We start from the raw sequence: 21699 nt of genomic DNA, 5'->3' as shown, positions 1-21699 counted from the left end.
GTGAACCATGGCACTGGCCTATGACGGCGCCATCCAACGACTGATCGACGCGTTCGCGCACCTGCCCGGCATCGGGCCGAAAGGCGCGCAACGCATCGCCTTCTACCTGCTCAACGCATCCGACGAGGAATCACAGGGGCTGATCGACGCCATCGCCGAAGTCAAAGAGAAAATACGATTCTGTGACATTTGCGGCAACGTGTGCGAAACCAGCCCATGCCCGGTCTGCGCCGATCCTCGTCGCGACCACAGCGTGATCTGCGTGGTCGAAGAGCCGAAAGACGTGATGAGCATCGAGCGCACGCGCGAATACCGCGGCCTGTACCACGTGCTCGGCGGCGTCATCAACCCGATGGCCAACGTGCAGCCCAGCGACCTCAACATCGCCAAACTTATCGAACGGCTCAAAGACGGCGAAGTCGCCGAAGTGATCCTCGCGCTCAACCCGAATGTGGAAGGCGAAGCGACCACCAGCTTCCTGTCGCAGCTGCTTTCGCAAACCGACATTAAAGTCACGCGATTGGCGAGCGGCCTGCCGGTCGGTGGCGACCTTGAATATGCCGACGAAATCACGCTCGGACGCGCGTTGGCGGGGCGTCGCGCGGTCTGACGCTACATTGCCTGCGCGTTGCTTATGCTGGCTTGCGCTGGCATGTATTGGATTGCGCAAGCGTCGTACGGGCGATCTGCGGAAGATTTGACGGAACGTACGCCGAAAAAATGTGTGGATCCCATATATTGTTCCGCATGTTGGGCGTGCAGGGGCTTGACAAATCGGATTTTTCCTATAATTGACCAGCCTGCTTAGTATGTTGGCGGGCAACACATTGAAGAAGATTGGATAAGTTGTGGCTCTCATCGTGCAGAAATTTGGCGGCTCTTCCGTAGCCGACCCAGAATCGATCAAGCGCGTGGCCCGACGCATCATCGAAACGAAGAACGCCGGCAATGACGTGGCCGTGGTGGTCTCCGCAATGGGAGACACCACCGACGACCTGATCGATCAGGCGCTCAGCATCGACTCTAACCCGCCGGCGCGCGAGATGGACATGCTGATGACCGCAGGCGAGCGTATTTCGATGAGTTTGCTCGCAATGGCAATTCATGCGGCCGGCTCTCACGCCTACTCCTTCACCGGCTCCCAGGCTGGTTTCATGACCGACGCCCAGTTCGGTACCGCGCATATCAAGGCCGTGAAGCCTGACCGCGTGCGTCGTGCGCTCGACAAGGGTTCCGTGGCCATCGTGGCCGGCTTCCAGGGCGTGAATGAGGGTGGCGACGCCACCACGCTCGGACGAGGTGGATCCGATACCTCCGCAGTGGCTTTGGCAGTGGCGCTGGACGCCGACGTATGCGAGATTTACACCGACGTCGATGGCGTGTTCACCGCCGATCCGCGCATTGTGCCGACTGCACGCCGTATCCCCGTCATCGACTACGAGTCGATGCTGGAAATGTCTTCCTGCGGCTCCAAGGTGCTTGCCCTGCGTTGCGTGGAATACGCGCAGCGATTCGACATGCCGTTGCATGTGCGCAGCTCCTTCTCCCACCGTCGCGGCACGCTGATCGTGCCGGAAGACGTCGATCCGCGCACATTGCCGAACATCTGAGATATCTGAGATTCGCATTCGGCAATCGCGAGACATCGCAGGCAATCGCAAGAAAACCAAGACTTTACGAACAAAGGTAAGAACATGAGCGAAAACAACAACCAGTCCTTGGGAGATCTGTTCCCCGATCTGGGGCCGGAAGTCCCGATCATTTCCGGCGTCGCGCACGACAACACCGAATCGCTGGCCACCGTGCGCCGTGTGCCGAACGAGCCGGGCATGGCCGCCAAGGTGTTCACGCTGCTGGCCGAGGCCGGCGTGAACGTCGATATGATCGTGCAGGCTTCCGCTTCCACCGGCACCGCCGATATTTCCTTCACCGTGCCGGGTTCCGCCGCTGCCAAGGTGCGGGATGTGTTGCAGGAGAAGCAGGACGAGCTGGGCTACCAGTCCTTCGACATCGACGCCAACGTGGGCAAGGTGGCCGTGGTGGGCGTGGGTATGAAGACCCACTCCGGCTTGGCTGCCAAGTTCTTCAACGCGCTGAGCGACGAGGGCGTGAATGTGCTGATGATCTCTACGTCCGAAATCCGCATCGCCGCGCTGGTCCCGCTCGAGCAGCTGCAGGACGCCGTCCGCGCGCTGCACACTGCCTACGGCTTGGATGCCGAGCAGGTGGAAGCCGTGGTGTATGGCGGTACTGGTCGCTGACGCAATACCGCGCAATAACAATCAAAAAAAGACTTGACTGGATTGCTTGAGGCGTCTCAGCCAAGTCTTTTTTATTCCCATATCTGTTTTACAGATATTTTTTCAGATAATCTGCAAATGAAAAAGCGGAGGATTGCTGAATAATCAACAATCCTCCGCAATATTATGTTCTGCGGAAATCAGATATCACCATGTACAATCATGCATGATCATGCGTAACTGCAGAACATATGCAGATCGTTATCACTTCTTGGTGATGTAGCCGAGTGCCTTCAGCATTTCGGCGCTTTCCAAAGCGCCGCCGGCAGCGCCGCGCAAAGTATTGTGAGCGAGCCCCACGAACTTCCAATCGAAAATGGAATCCTCGCGCAGACGGCCGATGGAAACACCCATGCCACCCTCGTAGTCCACGTCCTTCTTGACCTGCGGGCGATCGTCGTCGGTCAGGTACTGGATGAACTGCTTCGGCGCATGCGGCAATCCAAGCTCGGAAGCCTTGCTCGTGTAGTTGACCAAGCGATCGACGAGCTCTTCCTTGGTCGGGTTCTTGCCGAAGTTGATGAACACGGTGGCGGTGTGGCCGTTGAGCACAGGCACGCGAATACACTGCGAGGTGATCTTCAGCGGGCCGTCGAACGGCACGATCTCGCCCTTTTCCTCATCGACGCGGCCGAACACCTTCAGCGGTTCCTTCTCGGACTTCTCCTCTTCGCCGGAGATGAACGGAATGATGTTGCCCACCATTTCCGGCCAGTCGTTGAACGTCTTGCCCGCGCCGGAGATGGCCTGATAGGTGCTCACGATAACCTCGCGCGGCTCGAATTCCTTCCAAGCGGCGAGCGCCGGGGTGTAGGCCTGGATGGAGCAGTTCGGCTTGACGGCGATGAAGCCGTGCGTGGTGCCGAGACGCTTGCGCTGGTGCTCGATCACCTCATAATGCTCCGGGTTGATCTCCGGCACGACCATCGGCACGTCCGGAGTCCAACGGTGGGCGCTGTTGTTCGACACGACCGGCGTTTCGGTCTTCGCGTATTCCTCTTCGATGGTGCGAATCTCAGCCTTCGGCATGTTCACTGCGGAGAACACGAAATCGACGTTTTTGACCACGTCTTCCACGTCGGCCACGTTCTTGACGACCATGTTCTTCACGAATTCCGGCATCGGCGTTTCCATCTTCCAGCGACCGCCGATGGCCTCTTCGTAGGTCTTGCCGGCGCTGTGCGCGGATGCGGCAAGGGTGACCAATTCGAACCACGGATGGTTTTCGAGCAGCGTGACGAAGCGCTGTCCGACCATGCCCGTAGCTCCGAGAATGCCGACCTTAATCTTTTCGGACATAACAACCTCTCGCTTATGCTGGAACGGTTTCGTATGATTTCACGCTTGAGGTCGACCAGCCGGCCCCAAACGACTTCGTGGGCGGCCACATGCGTTGTTCAATCTTACGAAAACCGCGGAACAAGCAGGTTCCCCTATCCGTATGCTGGTCTGCCCGTATGCTGACTCGCACGACCCATGTGTGCGCGTTGTCGGTTCCTTTGTGTTGGAATGTCTGTCTTTTCAGCTGTGCTTTTATGCAAATCCACGAATAGGATTTATGTAAATCCACGAATAGAGGCATCGCTCCTTCCGACTTCTTTCCAAGCTATATCTCAACTTATGTTGACAGAGATGTGCGGGAGGAATTGGGGGTACGTAAGATCGCTGAGTTTAATGTTTTTTGGAATTGGCGGCACTTCGCGTGGGGGAGGTGCTTAATACGGAAAGCCTCGCAAATGATTGCGGTATCTCTGTGGACACGGCAAAAAGTTGGCTGTCGATTCTCGGATCAAGTTTCATCGCTTTTCGTCTTCGACCATATTTCAAAAATTACGGAAAGCGGATTACTAAAGCGTCAAAGCTTTATTTTTACGATACTGGACTTGCGGCGCATTTGCTTGGCATTGAATCTACTGAACAGTTAATCTTAAGCAATCATAGGGGAAACTTATTTGAAAATTTGGTGGTAACGGAAATCATCAAACGTTATGAAGCGTTGGAGAAACGTCCGAGGCTGTATCACTGGCGAGATAGCAATCGCAAGGAAATCGATCTCATCATAGAAAAAGGCGGGAAGCCATACTATTTGATAGAGATTAAATCATCTGCGACGTTCCGTCCAGAGGCGTTTTCCACGATTGATAGTATTGCGCCGGAAATGGGTGTGCCCTGTGAGCGACGTTTTGTGGTGTATGGCGGATCCGACAGTTTTGGGAATAGGCACGGTCGCGTAATAGGATTTCGGAATCTTGGAGAGCTGGTCGAATAACGGGTCGTGCAATTTCGTAATGCATGACTTGAAAACGGCGGAATCTTCAAGGAAAGATGGCATGCTGCAGATATTGGCGTGATATCAACTTGCTGTTGTTCTGCGAAGCGCCGTCACCAAATGATTCAATTACGATTCCGCAGGGTGATTAGCCTACGCGGCAAATCGTCTGCACAACTTGCGTTTTGCGGTCTTTTCGCGAGTTGTGCAGACGGGAAATACGGGTTGTGCAGCCGTAGAATTCAAAATCAAATCGGGGATCATAACCATCTCACTTTTATGGCAATTGTTAAGATCGATATCGTCATCAAGTTTTCTGGATGGATTTCTCTGCGCATTCAATTGACTGCGGATGCATTGGTGTTTTGGTTGACATCTTGCGCGTGTCGTTATTGTCTTTTTTATATTTTCATGAGCGATCGGATTGTCGTTCGTATGATTATGAAAAATACGTATGATAACGGTTTCAAATAAGAAAACTACTGAAATTACTTATATTTACAGTTATTGAGAAAAACGATTTCGTCGTATTATGAAGGTACATGATTCATTGAACGTGGATGTTTTGAATCATGTAGTTCAAAGGAGAATAGATATGAGTCACCGAAATAAAGCGTTAGTTGCTATTGTGGCCGGTACTGCGCTACTAATTAGTAGCGGCGCGGCAATAGGGCAGGCGGCGATAGCGGATGAGCGTAGTGGCAAAGCGATGCAAACATTGAACGTCGACTTTGCTACGGAGACTGGAAATTTTCGAGGCGGAGCTTCGGGAACGTTGTATGGATTGGGCGATGATGGTTCTCCTGCGGATGCCATTCTTGATGGAGCTCAGGTGGAGAATTCATCGCAGAAGCCTCCGAGTGGTACTCAGCATCCTAGTGGTGATGCTCTTGCGTTGGAGAACCAATTCTTTTCGAATGGAGGCAATGAACTTGCTGTTTATATGCAGGATTATTATCCCGATTGGAGCTATAACAGTGGCAATCGTCCATCCGATAGTCGGACTTACGTACTCGATGTCCCTGTAGACGACCCATCGTATGGCACTTACACTAACGGGGGAGATGGAGTATGGGACTACGAACAGGTTACGGAAATTGTAATCAATAAGGTCCTCGCTAACACTGAGCATCCTGACCAATACACCTTTATTCCTTTCAATGAGCCTGACGGCGGGAATTGGTATGCGTCAGGCGACAACGCCAGTGCCAAGATTTTCAGGACTTTTCTTTCGGATTGGGACTCCGAATATAAGCTTATTCAGAAGATCTGGCAACAGTACAAGAATGGTGAAAAGCCTAGTAAGGTCAAGCCAACTGCTGATCATGCGCGTGTGGCAGGTCCGGGTGATTGTGTGTACCGGCAGAATAGGAGCAGTGCCTTCTTATCTCATGCTAAGAGCCAAAATACTCTTCCTGATGTTTTTGTGTGGCATGAACTCGGTAAGGAAAGTCTTTCTTCCTTCCGCAGTCATTATGAAAGCTATAGGAAACTGGAAAAGAAGTATGGAATTAATCCTATTGACGTGAACATCACGGAATACGGCGAGCTGCGTGATATGAGCGTTCCGGGGCAGCTGATTCAATGGCAGTCCATGTTTGAAGATGAGAAGGTGCAGGCTGAGACGGCATATTGGAATTATGCAGGCAACCTATCCGACAACATGGCTCGAGCCAATTCCGCTAACGCAGGGTGGTGGCAGTTCAAATGGTATGGTGATTTGCGTGGGGCTCAGACAGTAAAAGTGTCTTCTGATTACATGAATAAGGCCGACAGCCTTCAGGGAATTGCCGCTATTGACCGCACTAATAAGAAAGCGACGGTGCTGTATGGAGGGGCTAACGATGCTAATGCCGATCAAGTTAAGAACGACGGTTCCAACATTCCGGTAACTGTACATTTGACGGGATTGGATCAGAATCTGTTCGGCAGCACAGTTGATGTCGAAGTTAGAGAGAATGCCTTTACTGGCCCAGATGGTGTTGCAGCTACTCCTAGAGTGGTCAATGCGCTATCCGATGTAGATATTTCTTCCGGCACTTTAGATGTGACCACAACAAGTGTTGATCGATATGCCTCATATCAGCTGATTGTGACTCCTCATCAGGATCGTGTTCTTTCCATTGACAATGCTGCTGCAGGTCGTGCTCTGTTGGTGGAAGAGGTAGAAAATACCGTACTATCAGGAGGCGCCCAGACTTACATTAAGACTCCGTGGGGAGATGGCTGGAACTATTTTATGACATCGGGCAATGGTGATGTTGGAAGTTTCAAGACGGGCTCGATTGCTTCTTGGACGGTGGATGTTCCGGCGGATGGGATATATCGTTTCCAGGTGATCAGTGGTAATACTGGATTTCCGGGGGATAATGACGTGTCTGTTGATGGACAGTCTGCTGGGACTATACACTTTGGCGCTGAACTGGCGATGAAGCCGGCGGCAAAATGGTTGTATCGAGGAAGCGGTGAGGTGCTACTGCGACTCAAGCAAGGGCAGCATCAAATCCAACTTCATGGATCATCGATGGACAACACACTGGATAAGTTCTTGCTTTATCAAGTATCGGCTTCCGATAATTCCTTGGATCGAATCGAATATCCTGCGGATCAATTCCGTCTGGAAAGTGGTGCTCTGCTGACCTATGACCAAGATGGAGCCAGAGGATTCGCCTCGTTGAATGGAGGCGAAGCGAAGCTTTTCGCCCATGCTTGGGAAAGTGGGTATCACTCAGTGAAAGTTGTCTACACTGCATCTCGGGGTGATTCCATGGTGCTTTCGGTGAATGGTACATCGGTCACCACAATTACTGCTGAATCTGACGGTTTGCAGTCTTCCATGGTGAACGTTGCCCTATCTGAAGGAATTAATAAGCTGGAATTATCAGGTGATGCTGTTTCGATTCGTGATATCACCACATGCCGTGATGCTGCGGATGATAGCAATGCCATCACATTGGAAGCCGAGTCGTTGCAGCTTGCAGGAGGTGCGCAAATTCGGGAGAACAGTGCATCTAATGCTTCTGGATATTCGTATGTGACCGGTCTCGGCAAGCAATTCGTCACTGAAGAGAGCGGTGCCTTCGGCATGGGGGATCAAACCCGCGTGGTTACTTTGGATACGAATAATACGCCGAAGATAGCTGACGCTGTGAGGGGAACTGTAACGATTCCAGCGGGAACCATTCCTGCGGGAAAGTTTAATATGGTTGTACGCTTCTCGAACGATGCATTCATTGGTAAGCATGATTACAATCCGCAGATTGTCGATTTGGGATTGCAGGTGCGTGATGGAACTGCCAATGGTGAGGAAGTAGCGCGAGGTGCGTTCCGGTATACCTATTCTGATAGTAACTTCCTAGAGCGGGCGATGACTGTTGAAACCAGTGGCAGTGCTTTGGTTCTGGGGAACTGGGATGAGCCTGGTGTCGGCGCTGGAGCGGTATCGTGGGGCGTTGGTCCTAATCTTGACTATGTGCAGTTTTATCCAGTGATGGTAGGAGATGTGTACCACCAGTCTCTTGCGTAATGCGAGATGATATGGATTGGCCCTCGGGAGTGATTTCCTGAGGGTCAATTTATAATAAAAACGGTATCAGAGTGTCTTAGATACTACTAATGAAGACTATAGGTATTGTAAAAACGTTGGAATAAAGCCATTTTGTGTATATATAAATTGTGTCTGTGAATTCTGGCTATAAGTTGACGTGAAAACGTTATCGCGCTATAGTGAACTTATCGACATAAAAGTTCGTAGTTGGTAAAGAGGCCGTATCTGCTGCGAATTGCGAATCCGATCGCCTGAAGTTCCAGTGGCATAGCTGGGAGGAGTGAGGTGATCTACATTTATGGGAGGTACGTCGTGGTGCAGGACTTTTCTTGGAAAACTGGTGCTGTCACGCTTTACTTTGAGGTTGATGCGGCAGATCACGTTGTGATGAAAAGTGTGCGGTCGGGTGAAGTGAGTCGTGATTTTGCTCGTCCGTTACCGCTGGCTGAGATCATGTTTGCTGGTACTGGACACTGGATTGCTTGCGATCGTTTGATTCACACTACTGTTGGAAAGGAACTCCGGTTCGTTTCATATGAGGAAACAGTGGTGGATAAACTCCACCGGTTGAATGTGAATATGAAAGATGAGGAGTCTTGCGCGTGTGTGCAGATGACATATGAAATTGTGGAGGGAACATCAGTCATTCGCTCATATGTAAGCATCACTAATGAAGGCGTATCCCCGCTTGTTCTCGAATCTGTGACCAGTTTGGTGCTTCCTATGGGATCTGTGCATAGTAACGCATCTTGGACTCACGAGTGGGTGTTGACGGAAGGTCATTTTGATTGGCTGGGTGAAGGACGTTGGCAAGAGCGAAAGCTTGATGACTTTTTCCCAATGCTCCAACAGGAGATGACGGGCCATGATCCCCGTGGTGAGCATGCCGTTGTGTCGACTGGTGCATGGTCTACCGGCAGTATGGCACCATTGGCGTTCCTTGAAAACAAAGATGCCGGAGCTGTGTGGGCTTTCCAGGTTGAACATAACGGAGCTTGGCGCTGGGAAGTGGGCAATAATACAGTAGATGGCTACTTTGCAGTATCCGGACCCACTAATATAAACCACGCGTGGACAAAGAAGTTGGATCCGAATGAATGCTTCACCACAGTTCCTGCTTCTTTTGTGCTGGCCTCAACTCAACAGGAAGCGATTGCGAATCTTACGCAATATAGGAGGGCTTGCCGTCGAGTCGATAGTACGACGACGCAGCCGCGCATTATCTTCAACGATTACATGAATACCATCAACGGAGATCCCACCACGGAGAAGCTGTTGCCGCTGATTTCCGGTGCTGCGGAAGTTGGCTGTGAAATTTTTGTCGTAGATTGTGGATGGTATGACGATTCTGGAGACTGGTGGCCAAGTGTTGGTGAATGGCTCCCTTCGAAGACGAGATTTCCTGGTTCCAAAGGCATCGTGGAAGTTATGGATGCCATTAAAGATGCTGGTATGATTCCAGGGCTTTGGCTAGAGCCAGAAGTTATTGGCGTCAAATCGCCGGTCGCTCAAAAGCTTCCAGATTCTGCTTTCTTCCAACGTAATGGGCATCGCGTTGTGGAGCAGGAACGATATATTCTTGATTTGCGCGATGGTAGTGCCCGAAAGCATTTGGATGATGTGATTGACAGGCTTGTCAACGATTATGGCATCGGTTATTTCAAGATGGATTACAATGTTTCTCCTGGCAGCGGAACGGATTACCAGGCCGATTCAGTTGGTGACGGCATGCTTGAACATAACAGGGCCTATCTAGATTGGATCGATGGTATACATAGAAGATATCCCCATGTAATTCTTGAGAATTGTTCTTCTGGAGGGATGCGAGAGGACTATGCACAAACGTCCCGATTCCAGGTGCAGTCCACGTCCGATCAACAGGATTATCGGTTGTATCCAGCTATTGCGGCAACCGCTCCGGTGATGGTGGCGCCAGAACAGGCCGCAAGCTGGGCTTATCCTCAGTCGTCAATGAATGCGGAGCAAACCGCGTTCAATATCAACACAACACTGTTGGGTCGCTTCTTCCTATCGGGATATATCAATCGTATGGATAAGTCGCAGAAAGCAATTCTGCGGCACGGTATTCAGGCATACCGACGTTTCGTTCAGCCAGTTATTGAACAGTCGGTGCCTTTCTGGCCATTGGGAATGCCTATGTGGAATGATTCGGTGATTGCGTTGGGATTGCGCGATGATTCGCAGTCTCTGATCACGGTATGGGGCAGGAACGTCAATGAAGCGCAATCGATAGCGAAGCTACATGTACCGCAGTATCAATATCAGGATATCTGTGTAAAGCCCATTTTCCCGGTGACGGATGAATTCACTCCGTGGAGCACGGAATGGAATTCTGAGCAGGCTGTATTAACGGTGCGTATTCCTCCACATGAATACGTTTCTAGAACTTTTCAACTTACAGGGGAAGGCGGTGAAACAACTTATACACACTGTTGACTGCAGAAGTTGAATAAGAAAACGCGACAAATAAAAACATATAAGGAATTAATAAGAAAGGTGATATCAATGAAGATGTTCACAAAGTCTCGTCTGATGGCGGTGATTGCAACGAGTGCAGCACTTTCCATGGCTCTTGCCGGCTGCTCGAATCCTACTGCTGATAGCAGCAGTGAATCGGACACGGGAGCACAGGATTACTGGCCTACTGCTACACAAAAGCTTGATGGCGTTGAACTCACGATGTGGGTGGCGCAGAATTCTAACAAGATTCCAGTCAAGGTTGTCAGTGATTTCGAGAAGGCTACTGGCGCTACTGTCAAACTGGAAACTATTCCGGATCCGTATGAGCAGAATGTGCAGACTAAAACCACGACGGGGGATACTCCAGATTTGGCTTTCTGGCAGCCAACACAGTCCATGCTTGCGGGCTTCATAGCCCAAGACAAACTGCAGAAGCTGGACAATGCTCCATGGGTAGATAATTACACTGACGGCATCGCCGATGCAGGTGGCGTAGTAGATGGTACGCGATATGCGGCATTAGTTTCCACTCCGCCAGTGATGGGTGTGTTCTATAACAAGAAAGTCTTTGAGAAGGCGGGAATCACAGATATTCCCAAGGGTTGGGATGGATACGTTGAGGCAGCCAAGAAAATCAAGGATGCCGATATCGATGGAGTGGAATCTCCACTGTTTGAAATGGGTGGCTCCCAGTGGGGAACCCAGTACTCAGTGCAGATTCAGCTGGCTGAAGCTGCTCAAGATGGTCTGTGGGATCGTGTGAATTCCGGCAAGGAGAAGTTCACTGATGATACTATCCAGACGGCCATCAGCAACTACAAGTCTCTGTTCGATGAAGGCCTCTACAACAAAAACGCTGGTTCCGCCAAGGATACCGATGAAGCTCAGGCTCTGTGGGATGGTAAGACCGGCATGATTATCTGCGTGAATTCGCTGTTTAATCAAATTGCCGCCCTAGCAAGTAATGACAAGGCAGCGCTGGATGAAACCATCGGATTCTTCCCGCTCTCGTCCGAGGGCAATATTGGTACGGTGATTCCGGAACAGAATAATTCTGTTGTTGCTTTTAAGACTGGTGACTCCAAGAAAGAAGCCGCAGCTCGTCAGTTCATTAACTATTGGATGACCGAAGATTACGCCACTTTCGTCAAAGATCAAGGTATTGTGTCCGTTATCAAGGGTGTGGATACTCCTGACAACGTTCCTCAGGCACTGCTCGACTCCGCTGATTCCATTAAGGATTCTGTCGGTTCCATGCAGTCCTTGGCTGTGGCCAATCCGGATCTGTACATCAACTTGGCCGACATGATCAACGGTACGAAGAGTCCTGAAGACGTTGCCAAGGCAACGCAGGATCAGTTCGCTCAACTGGCCAAAGCTCAAGGTGTTCAGGGCTTCTGAACATAAATAGTGGAACAAGATATCTGATTGACTGGGCGTCGTAAAACAGGTAATAACGGCGCCCAGCCTCCAAACAAAAAGATAAGCGTAGGGGAACAATGTCAACACAATCTGCGGCACGAGTAGTGCCAAACGCAGAAAAAGAAGGAGGAAGCAAGAGCAAGAAAGCGCTAATGCGTCAGAACTATCCGATTCGATACCTTCTGCCTGCCTATATCATGCTCCTCATCTTCTTTTTTGTCCCAACAATCCTTAATCTAATCTATGCCTTTACTAATTGGTCGGCATATTCTAAAACAATTAATTTCGTAGGTTTCAGTAACTTCATAGAGCTTTTTAAATCAGGCAACCTGTTGCGAGACTTGCGCATTACGTTAATCTATGCGTTGCTGGTCGCAATATTCCAAAATACTTTCGGACTATTGTTGGCTGTCTTTCTTGAGGAAGATACGCGAATCAATAGATTTGCTCGTACGATGTTCTTCATTCCGGTCATCATGTCGGCACTCGCTGTAGGCTACATTTGGCAAGCAGTACTTAAGTCTGATGGCGCATTGAACCAGATTCTGTCGTTTATCACTGGACAGAATATTGACATAGCTTGGCTTGGATCTACAACTTGGACAATCGTTGTTGTGGCAGCCATTCACGGCTGGAAGTGGATGGGACTATCGATGCTCATCTTCTTGGCTGGTCTAAAAACCATCGATTCTGATGTGATTGAAGCGGCTGCAATAGATGGTGCTAATAGGCGTCAAACATTCTGGCGTATTAAGTTTCCGCTGTTGGCCCCAGCCTTTACTTTCAACGTGGCGACATCTCTGCTGGGCTCTATGAATGGCTTCGACATCGTCCAAGCGACGACTCAAGGTGGCCCTGGAAGTACCACTGAAATCATCAACCTCTTCATTTGGCGAACCTTTGGCCAAGGACTATATTCGCAGTCCACAACGATGAGCCTTGTGCTATTCATCATGGTCATGATCATTGCAGTGCCGTTGATCTGGTACCTGCGTAGAAGGGAAGCGAAGATCCTATGACATCTGCAACGTACGGTGCTGCACCTAAGACCAACGATTCGGTCATGGTGAATAAGCCATCAAAAGTTCATGGAATTATTCATGGGATTCTAGTGGTCATTGTTATGGCTGTTTTGTTGGGAATTCCGTTCTGGTTGCTAGTAGTTACTGCAGGTAAGACGCAGGCTGAAGCCATAGTGCCTAACATGAGTTTGCCAAGTAAGTGGCATCTTCTTGAGAATTTCAAGACGGTGCTAGTAGATGGTAAAATGATTTCCGCATTCTTCGGATCTATTGTGGTTACGGTTCCATCTGTGTTCTTGGCTCTGTTGTTTGGATCCATGGCATCGTGGATTCTTGCACGTCGCACAACGAAGACTCTGGCTGTGGTGTATGCCTTGGGTATCTCCGGTTTGATTCTTCCTCCGGCTGTGGTTACTGTCATGATGCTGTTGAAGATTATCGGTCTTTCAGGAACTGCGGTTGGCATGGTCGGTGTATACATCGGCATATACATGTCAACGGTAATCTTCTTTGTTACCGGATTCATTCGAACAATCCCGATCTCCTTGGAAGAAGCGGCTCGTGTGGATGGTGCTAAGCCGATGCGTATCTTTTTCACGATCATTCTCCCACTGCTTGGGCCGACACTAGCTACTGCAACGATTCTTGTGACACTGTATATCTGGAATGATGTGTTCTACTCATTGTTCATTTTGTCCGGAAAGATGGATTTGCTGCCGTTGAACTTGTACAACGTGGCAAGTGCTGGACTTTATCTGAATAACTGGCACCTTATTTTCGCATACATCATTTTGATGAGTGCTCCATTGCTAATTATCTTTGCGTTTACGCAGCGAAAGATTATTAGCGGCATTACTGGAGGTGCTGTGAAGTAATTGATACTACTATCCGGATGCAGTGGACTGTAAGGGGTTGGCATCCGGATAGTTCTTCGTTTTTCTGAAGAAATAGATGGTTTGTTCCGGGTGATTTAGGGAATAGGATTGTATTTTATATCACTTCCCGAGAGAGAAGTACGCAATCATACGAAGAGGTGAACAATGGCCAGGAGTAGGCAGACGAAAGCTGCTTCGATTAAGGACGTTGCTGCGCTAGCGCAAGTATCGGTTCCTACGGTATCTCGATACCTTAATGATAGGGAACGAGTAAGCGCTGAGAAACGGGAAAAGATCGCTAAGGCCATCGATATGTTAGGGTATCGTCCGAATCCGATCGCACGTGCCTTAGTGAAAGACCAGACCAAAGCAATTGCTGTTTTGTCTACAAACACCACTTTGTATGGTCAATCGCATTGCATTGAGGGAATCGAAGAGAAAGCGCGATTAGCAGGCTATTCGCTCACGATTGGTATTCTTGCTGACTCCAGCAGAAATAAGCTTAGATCCAGCGTGCGGTCATGTCTTGATCAGAACCCCGCTGGCGTGATTCTGTTGAATTTCGATCAGGTCGGTAATGATGCTTTTGCATATCTTCCGCCAGAATTACCTGTGGTGATGATCGCTGGCGATCGGGAAGAGGAAATTGCTCAGATTTCATTGTGCGAGCGAGAGAGTGGCTATGAGGTGACCAAATATTTGCTTTCGCTTGGGCATAAAACCGTATACCATGTTGCCATTCCAGGGGGTGGCGGCGGCTATACGCGATTAAACGGATGGAGACAAGCATGCGAGGAAGTGGGAGTTCCTGCGCCGGCTCCCATTGAGGCTGATTGGAATCCCGAAACTGGTCGTCAAATTGGTCAAAAGCTGGGGCGGGACTTTAATGTAACAGCTGTCTTTGCGGGCAATGATGAGCTGGCGATGGGTATAATCCGCGGTCTTAACGATGTTGGTCGAAGAGTTCCCGAAGACGTCAGCGTAGTGGGATTCGATGATCATCCTATCTCCAAGATTTGGAATCCGGGATTAACGACTATTCGCCAGGATTTCCGTTCAGTGGGCATGAAGGCTGTTGATCTTTTGAAGGACAAGATCGACGATCTTGCTGAGGGACGTGGACATACAGAAAATTGGACTCGATATGTTGAGATTCCTGGCCAACTAGTTGTGCGAGAATCGACCATGGCAGTCTGATTAATTTGGGTGTAACCAAGTAGCAGAAGTGGCATATTTAATTGCCGTCTGCACATCCCGCGTTCCGTGTCTGCACATCTGAATAAAACGACCAGAAAATACGGATGTGCAGACGGCTTCATTCCATCAAACACCCCCGATTGCTGGTTTTCCAAGATTCAGATACCCCCTAATCAAATATCCTGTCTGCATAATCCGCAATTTCCGTCTGCATATCCCGAAGATTTCAGCCCTATCGCAAGTTGTGCAGACAGTCTCAATCGCATGTTGCGTGTAAACGAAAAGTCACGACTTTGTATTGTCGGTATTGCCAGTATTGTCGTCTTTCGCCCAGTTGAAGGCGATTACGGCGATCGCGGCAATATTGAGTACATTACTGATGATTTCGATAGGGCTTCCGGTGCGCGTGAGCGCTCCGCCCAAAGTGTGAAGCCGCCTCACGATCTTGAAATTTCGACCTCACGATTCTGCTTTTTCTGCATAATCCGAAATCGTGCGCTCGCCAACGGCGCACAAATATCCCCGAACAAGTCTTTTTGGAATAAAAACATCCATCATTCGAGACAAACGGCCCCTATGACCTCACGATCTTAATCTGACGAACAAACTGCCAGACCCGGGAATCTCACGGAAACCGAAATGCTGGTAGAAACTTCGCGAAGCATCATCATACGGATCGACGACAAGCGCACGGGAACCAATTTGCCGGCTCACCGCAAGAGATCTCTTCACAGCATCCTGCAGCAACATCCAGCCCAAGCCCCGCTTCTGAAAGCGGGAATCCACGCCCAGCATTCCCAATAGAATCGCGGGAATTTTTGCAGGGACATTTCGCCGAAGCCACCCTCCCCGCACGGTCTCGCGATCGATCGAATAGGCGCTTATCGCATAAAAGCCTGCGACATCCCCGTCTGTGGTGAAGCATACGTACGGAACCGCGGTTCCTTGCTTTGCCGCGTAAGACGCATGTTTCGCAGCCCAATCGTCGATGAGCTCAACACTGCAAGAGAACGAGCCGAGTTCTTCACCCGGTTGCAGTCGTCGGGGTTCAAGAAAACGTGCCGCAGCCGCGCCAGTGCCATCAACACCACTCATGCCCATTGAGGTTCCCTCTGCATGAGCTCAGCCATTTCGGCGGGAACAGGCTCATCAAGCGCGCGCAAAAACGCGTCAAACGCTTCATTTTCGAGCTTCAGCGACGAAGCCTCTTCGATTTCCCTCTGCGCGGCTTCCAGCAAATGCTGCGCGGTCCACTGCGTCAATGTGGAGCCCTTTAGCGAAACGGCGCGTTCGATCAACGCGCGCTGTTCCGCAGTCAGCCGAATATCCAAGCGCGATGTTCTATTGCCAAATGTTGTAGCCATATTGATAGTGTACGGCATTTTGCCACACAAAACAACTGTCAGGTGCACAATCAGATTGTTTCAGACTGGGGTATCGGCTTGAACGCGCTGGCGGAACCGGGAATCTCACGGAAACCGAAATGAAGCGCCTTATACATTGGCTTTTCGGGGAATATGCGCCTCCATAACCCACCAGCACATCTCATTTTCCTCTTGAACGCCGGCAAGCAATTCACCTCCATGTTCCACAAGCTGGTTGCGGAAGCGAGAAAGACCAGTGCCATCCAAAACCGCGGAAGGTTTGGCGGCAATGGCATTGCGCAGCCTGACCGCATACTCGTCACACGAAACTTCAATTGTAAGAACGTATGCAAAATGAGCGTCGGCATACTTGGCAATATTCGAAAAAGTTCCCTCGCCAATCCTAGAAGAAGATGCTCAGTGACGACATCATCGCTGCCGGGAATCATCTCTGGCAGCAACACTATTCCGTCGAGACCAAGCGCGGTCAGATTTGCCTGTTTTTCGCTCACGGTCTGCCGTAATTCATTAAGCATGATCTCACCAGAAACGGCGGCCGAAGAACGTTTTGGAACTGTGGCGTACGATATCGCGTCGTGCGGCGGCTTTTCGGAAAATTGCGTAGGTTCAAGTCGCGCAATAAGCTCATGCGAACGCGCCGAAGCATCATCGAAGCACTGCATCGCGTCTGCAATGCGAGTGAAATCGCCTTCTTGCGCCTGCCCAAGCAGCAATGAAGCATCGGTTATATCGTTGGAAATATAATCATGCAGGGCATGTGCAATCTCAAGATTCTCACGCTGCCGCTGAAGCAGGCCATGCAATTCCGCCTGAGCCTGACTTTGCCGAATAAAACCGCCGATCAGCGCAGCCAAAACCAGCAACGCAACCATGTACAACAATTCCTGTGAAGAAATAACATTCGCGGAAACAGTTTTCCTGTCATCCATTGCAGGCAATAGCCAGCTCATTCCCGCCACCACAGCGGCAGCCGCCAAACTTTTGCCCAAGATGACAATAACCAAGCGCCCCAATCGCCATCATGCATGACATCATGTATTCCTCCGGCAGAGGATTCCACAAATCGCAGGGGAATAGCGAAACGTACCAAATGGCAAGAATTATCCAACTGCCGCATCGAGGCAGAAAAGCAATAATACCAAGTGGAATCAGCGAAATAATTATCAGAAAAATATTTATGAGATTCATGCTGACATTCGCTTGGAGAAGCAAATCAGCTAGTGCACAGCAATGCATTATCAAACAAGTTGCGATAAGAATTAAGAGATATTTTCGATTGCGGATGATTTTCAGTGCACTGTCGACCATGGCAGCACTTTCTGAATTTTACCTATTTTATTCTTGAATAAGATGATGTTGCGGGCAAAAGCGTATAGCTTCGATCCGCTTGCTCACACCTAATTTTTTCGAAGCATGATGAACATGAGAAAGCGCTGTTCCGCACGAAATATTGAGATATTTTCCGATTTCTTCAGTAGTTAATCCTTTTGTATACATAGAAAGTATGTTGAGTTCTCGCTTGGAAATAATCCGTTCGTCTTTTTCGGAAACGATGCGAAGATGCTCATAAGATTCTCTCGCTGAAAGAAAATCGCCCGGGCAATCGGCGCGTTTTCCCGAAGCCACCTCCCGAATAGCTTTTGCAAAAGCCGGTGAGAAGATATCCCGCCTGGAGAACAACCCTTGAGCCCCGGCGGAAGCAAGCTGCTGACGATATTGGTCCAGCGGATACGAGTTCACGCCGACAATACCCAACGATGCATTGCGGCACCTGATTTGCCGGTACACATCGACGCCGGAAATACCGTTCAACGCAAGATTCATAACAAGAACATTGGCTTTTGACAGCGAGTCCGCACTTTGTTCGAACGTCACCCGTTCCAGCGTGCGTTGCGCCGTCATGCCAGTCCAAACAACATGCATCGAGCTGCCGGACCGTTGCAGCAGAAGCCGCATCATCTCCAACGCGCATGCGTCATTATCAAGAATCCCCACATTGACGCCATCGTCGCAGTTCTTCGGAACCATACCCCCATAATAACGCTCCGAACCACCTCAGCCTCCGGACTCCATTTTTTCTGTAATCGCACTTGATTCTTTGCTTCGCGAAGCACGAACTTGAGCTACGCCGCGATGGAGCGCAAGTGCTGACGCAGGCTATATCAGGTGGCGTGGCTCAAGTAAGGGGGTTGAAGATGATTCGGCAGACAGTTCAGTGGATCGTGTATTTCGTTACCGTCGCGGCACTCATCTGCGGATTGGAGATCGTAACCGGACTTCCCGCGCAAACGCAGGCCTCGCTGCCATTGGGGACGCATCTGTGGATTGCGCTGTGGTGCGTTTTGGGACTGATGGTCATCGCATTCGTGCGACTTTCGCGCAGCTACCCGCCGCTGTTCATTATCTGCACTACCACCATTTGCGCGCTGGATTGGCTCGTGTTGGGATTGAAATATTCGCACATCACCATTGCCGGTCTTCTCTCGGCATCCAATGTCGAAATCATCAGCAATGTGCTCAATATTGCCGCGATCGCCGTAATCGCCTTCAGCTGGGCGAAAGATGACGATACGGGCAATACTGACAATACAAAGTTGTGACCGCCTACTACGCAACCCGTGGTTTCGTATTGCACAAGTCGCGAAAAGACCGCAAATCGCGAGTTGTGCAGACGGAGCTTCAAGATTGTGCGACGAAATCACGGAATCGTGAGGTCGATTCAAAGATCGTGAGGCGGCTTCATACTTTGGACGGAGCGCTCGCGTACACTGGTAGACATGTCGAAGGCATCAGAAGAAGCGCAGAAGCAATTGGACCGTATCGTGGCGTTGGGCTACCCGGATGTGGCCGATATGTCGGCCGCCGCGTTCCGTGCTTTGGCGCGCCCGCTCATCCGTGCGTTGGAGGATTCCGATTTGGGCACGCAGATTCTGTTGGTGCCTACGCGCGAGTTGGTTTCCCCGGAATCGTTGATCGCGCGTACGTCGATCAACCGTATGGCTGGTTTCACCACGATGCCGCCGCGCGATATCGCCAGTTTTCTTCCGCAGGATGGTTTCGAACCTCCGGAAGGTCCGTTTTACCTGGTGGTCGAGCCGCATACGGGAACGTGCTACATCAATCGAGAGCCCGATGTGGCGCGCAAGCTGATCGATTCCGACGAGCGTTTGCCGCTTACGTTGGAAGAGGGTCTTGCGATTGCCACGCAGCATCCGGAATGGTTGTTGGAGAAGAACGGTTTCAATTTGTTGGGATCGCGTTCCGCGGATGGTCGTGTGCCGAGTATTTGGATGAGCCAGAATGCGCCTCGATTGGGTGCGGTATGGCCGAATTCCCGTCATACTTGGCTTGGCAACGCGTTTTGCGTGTCTCGTCGCGGCGTCAGCCTGTTCCATTGATGTTCTGCTGATATTTCGCAGATTTTCCACAGATTTTCCGCATTCCACAGATTGGCGATTGTCCGACTGTTGCGACGGCCACGCCTTGCGTCGCCGCACCTAGCGCTTGAATAGTTTGGCGATGGCGTGGCCGGCTGCGGCGCACATTACCGATCCGATGCCCAGCAGTGTGGCGGTGACCTGCGGGCGGCGCAATTCGTTGCGGATGCCGATCAGATCGGTCACGCAATGGTCTTCGAAGAACACACGCAATTCGTTGCTGGAGTAGCGCCCGATCAAGTCGCCCCACGTGAGCATGCGCGTCACGTAGCTGACCGGATTGTTTTCGCGGAATTCGAACAGTCGAATGCCTCGCAGCCGCGATTTCGGACCATAGCATTCAAAGCCGCAGGTCGGCGCGTAGCCAAGATCAATGTCATGCACGTGCCCGACGAACGCGTTCTTGTGGTCATGCCCGCAGAACAGCGCGAAATAGCCGCCCGCATCGCGCAATGCCTGCACTTCGCCAACGTTCTCATCCGCACAGCCGATCGCCTCGCCAAGCCTCGAGCCAGGTCTGCACACGTCACGATTCAACACATAGCAATGCCCTGCGAACGTTCGCGCACCCTCCACCGCATTCGGCGTGTATGCGGGCACTTCGCGCAGGCAATCGTAGAACTCCTGCGGCGGAATATGCTGGAACGCGATCGCCGGAACCGCCAAACCGTCGCCATTGCGCTCGCCCAACTCGCGTTGCACTTGCTTCAGCCATTCGATCGCTTCCGGCGAAGGCGTGCCATAGCCGTCGGAATCGGCCAAATCCCATCCGCGCGAATTCGACGCGTATTTTGCGTAGGATGTCAGCGATTCCCGTCCTCCTGCAGCATTTCCAGTATTTCCGGAAGTATCGCCAGATTTGCCAGCATTTCCAGTATCCCCAGCATGCTCGCGATCGCCGGAATTACTGCGATCGCCGTCAAACGCATTATCCGCATAATCGCCGGAATTCACCATCATCACGCTCATCGCAATGCGCCCAGACCCGTCGGAAGCCTCGATCGGAATCGCAAACGTGCCTGGTTCGAGCGCCAAAGGAGACGACCCGGCAACGGGATTCATGCAACCGGAAAACTCTCGGTAGAGGTCATCCTGTTCGTCGGCGAGAATGCCGCACTGGAAATCGTGGTTGCCGTAGGTTGCGGCAAAGGGGATTCGCGCTTCCAATGCAGGTCCAAGGAATGCTGCGAACGTGTCTCGTACTTTCTGCCGCGTGCTGTCGAGTATGGTCGCGGCGGTCGCGCGATTGATGGATTGCGCCCATGATTCAAGCTTGTTGGCGGATCCGTTGCGCCCGTCGCGTTTGTTGCGTTTCACGAGTTTCGGCGAGTCGGTGCCGATGCCGTCGATCATCCAATTGTCGTCGGTCGGGGGCTGTTCGAGCAACGCTTTGGTGAAGGGATGTCGTTTGATGCCGCGGATTTTCGCTTCGATTTCGGTGACCGCTCGTATGTGCGTGCCCGGCTGCTCTCCGCGACGGCGCAGGAACGTGTCGATGTACGCGGGGTCGTATCCGCGAATCTGGTCGCCGGTGAAGACGATCAGATCGGGATGCGTTTTCTTGATGGCGGCTTCGATGAGACGGATCGTGTCTTCGCGCACGTTTGGTCCGTCCTGAATATCGGCCATCTGCAGCACACGGAAGGTGCCGTCGCTGTTGAATCGCAAGGTCATGATGCTCACTGTAATGCGGCAAATTTGGATATGAGGTGAAAAAGAGACGAAAATCGTGGTCTGTCCGTCATATGGCGGAATGCCGGCGAT

Annotated in this window: 19 protein-coding genes; 12 read left to right on the top strand and 7 right to left on the bottom strand. The window is 51.0% G+C overall.

Annotated features, from left to right (window positions below; translation table 11 throughout):
* Positions 1-7 precede the first annotated feature (7 nt).
* The 3 genes from recR to KSY55_RS01880 all read left to right on the top strand — a co-directional run bounded on the left by recR (position 8) and on the right by KSY55_RS01880 (position 2261).
* Complete coding sequence (gene recR / locus KSY55_RS01890) at positions 8-610, top strand: recombination mediator RecR (protein WP_118284160.1); 603 nt, start codon at positions 8-10, stop codon at positions 608-610.
* Between the two features lie 238 nt (positions 611-848).
* Positions 849-1610 (top strand): aspartate kinase, encoded by a 762-nt coding sequence (locus tag KSY55_RS01885; RefSeq protein WP_004220300.1) that lies wholly within the window; start codon positions 849-851, stop codon positions 1608-1610.
* Between the two features lie 84 nt (positions 1611-1694).
* Positions 1695-2261: an ACT domain-containing protein gene (locus KSY55_RS01880; RefSeq protein WP_034880126.1), complete on the top strand. Its 567-nt coding sequence runs from the start codon at positions 1695-1697 to the stop codon at positions 2259-2261.
* 243 nt (positions 2262-2504) lie between these two features.
* Here KSY55_RS01880 and asd read toward each other — a convergent pair whose 3' ends face one another.
* Positions 2505-3599 (bottom strand): aspartate-semialdehyde dehydrogenase, encoded by a 1095-nt coding sequence (gene asd, locus KSY55_RS01875; protein ID WP_034880125.1) that lies wholly within the window; start codon positions 3597-3599, stop codon positions 2505-2507.
* A gap of 388 nt (positions 3600-3987) precedes the next feature.
* On the opposite strand from asd, the gene KSY55_RS01870 reads away from it, so the two are divergent.
* The 7 genes from KSY55_RS01870 (at position 3988) to KSY55_RS01840 (ending at position 15113) form a co-directional block, all read left to right on the top strand.
* Complete coding sequence (locus tag KSY55_RS01870) at positions 3988-4569, top strand: DUF4143 domain-containing protein (RefSeq protein WP_229038114.1); 582 nt, start codon at positions 3988-3990, stop codon at positions 4567-4569.
* A 532-nt stretch (positions 4570-5101) separates the two neighbouring features.
* On the top strand, positions 5102-8095 hold the full coding sequence (locus KSY55_RS09050; RefSeq protein ID WP_254881820.1) for a hypothetical protein: 2994 nt from the start codon (positions 5102-5104) through the stop codon (positions 8093-8095).
* A gap of 306 nt (positions 8096-8401) precedes the next feature.
* Complete coding sequence (locus KSY55_RS01860) at positions 8402-10573, top strand: alpha-galactosidase (protein ID WP_226594073.1); 2172 nt, start codon at positions 8402-8404, stop codon at positions 10571-10573.
* Between the two features lie 69 nt (positions 10574-10642).
* Positions 10643-11998: an ABC transporter substrate-binding protein gene (locus KSY55_RS01855; RefSeq protein WP_055062946.1), complete on the top strand. Its 1356-nt coding sequence runs from the start codon at positions 10643-10645 to the stop codon at positions 11996-11998.
* A 98-nt stretch (positions 11999-12096) separates the two neighbouring features.
* Positions 12097-13038: a carbohydrate ABC transporter permease gene (locus KSY55_RS01850; protein ID WP_080704302.1), complete on the top strand. Its 942-nt coding sequence runs from the start codon at positions 12097-12099 to the stop codon at positions 13036-13038.
* Positions 13035-13916, top strand: coding sequence for a carbohydrate ABC transporter permease (locus tag KSY55_RS01845; protein WP_034880120.1), 882 nt, complete (start codon positions 13035-13037; stop codon positions 13914-13916). The genes KSY55_RS01850 and KSY55_RS01845 overlap by 4 nt, the downstream gene beginning before the upstream one ends.
* A 165-nt stretch (positions 13917-14081) precedes the next feature.
* Positions 14082-15113 carry a LacI family DNA-binding transcriptional regulator gene (locus tag KSY55_RS01840; protein WP_034880118.1) on the top strand — a complete coding sequence of 344 codons (1032 nt, stop codon included), beginning with the start codon at positions 14082-14084 and terminating at the stop codon, positions 15111-15113.
* A gap of 582 nt (positions 15114-15695) precedes the next feature.
* Here the strand turns inward: KSY55_RS01840 and KSY55_RS01835 are convergent.
* The 5 genes from KSY55_RS01835 to KSY55_RS01815 are packed head-to-tail and all read right to left on the bottom strand — an operon-like array spanning position 15696 to position 18526.
* A complete protein-coding gene (locus tag KSY55_RS01835) occupies positions 15696-16208 on the bottom strand; it encodes a GNAT family N-acetyltransferase (RefSeq protein ID WP_051662138.1) in 513 nt (170 codons plus the stop codon).
* On the bottom strand, positions 16205-16477 hold the full coding sequence (locus KSY55_RS01830; protein WP_034880323.1) for a DUF1778 domain-containing protein: 273 nt from the start codon (positions 16475-16477) through the stop codon (positions 16205-16207). The genes KSY55_RS01835 and KSY55_RS01830 overlap by 4 nt, the downstream gene beginning before the upstream one ends.
* Positions 16478-16527: 50 nt before the next feature.
* Entirely contained in the window at positions 16528-17502 is a 975-nt protein-coding gene (locus KSY55_RS01825) for a hypothetical protein (RefSeq protein ID WP_217749462.1), read from the bottom strand.
* Positions 17420-17806: a hypothetical protein gene (locus KSY55_RS01820; RefSeq protein ID WP_080789588.1), complete on the bottom strand. Its 387-nt coding sequence runs from the start codon at positions 17804-17806 to the stop codon at positions 17420-17422. The genes KSY55_RS01825 and KSY55_RS01820 overlap by 83 nt, the downstream gene beginning before the upstream one ends.
* A 27-nt stretch (positions 17807-17833) precedes the next feature.
* Positions 17834-18526: a DNA-binding response regulator gene (locus KSY55_RS01815; protein ID WP_055062949.1), complete on the bottom strand. Its 693-nt coding sequence runs from the start codon at positions 18524-18526 to the stop codon at positions 17834-17836.
* Positions 18527-18693: 167 nt separating this feature from the next.
* Between KSY55_RS01815 and KSY55_RS01810 the strand changes: the two genes are divergently transcribed.
* Positions 18694-19098: a hypothetical protein gene (locus tag KSY55_RS01810; protein ID WP_034880113.1), complete on the top strand. Its 405-nt coding sequence runs from the start codon at positions 18694-18696 to the stop codon at positions 19096-19098.
* Positions 19099-19275: 177 nt separating this feature from the next.
* On the top strand, positions 19276-19896 hold the full coding sequence (locus KSY55_RS01805) for a DUF5701 family protein (RefSeq protein WP_004220296.1): 621 nt from the start codon (positions 19276-19278) through the stop codon (positions 19894-19896).
* 99 nt (positions 19897-19995) lie between these two features.
* Here the strand turns inward: KSY55_RS01805 and KSY55_RS01800 are convergent, their stop codons facing one another.
* Positions 19996-21609, bottom strand: coding sequence for a metallophosphoesterase (locus KSY55_RS01800; protein ID WP_117611721.1), 1614 nt, complete (start codon positions 21607-21609; stop codon positions 19996-19998).
* Between the last annotated feature and the right edge of the window lie 90 nt (positions 21610-21699).

Origin of the sequence: Bifidobacterium sp. MSK.13.1 (assembly GCF_019131435.1) — a bacterium.
GTDB classification, from domain to species: domain Bacteria; phylum Actinomycetota; class Actinomycetes; order Actinomycetales; family Bifidobacteriaceae; genus Bifidobacterium; species Bifidobacterium pseudocatenulatum.
This window is presented reverse-complemented; position numbering and strand designations above follow the sequence as displayed.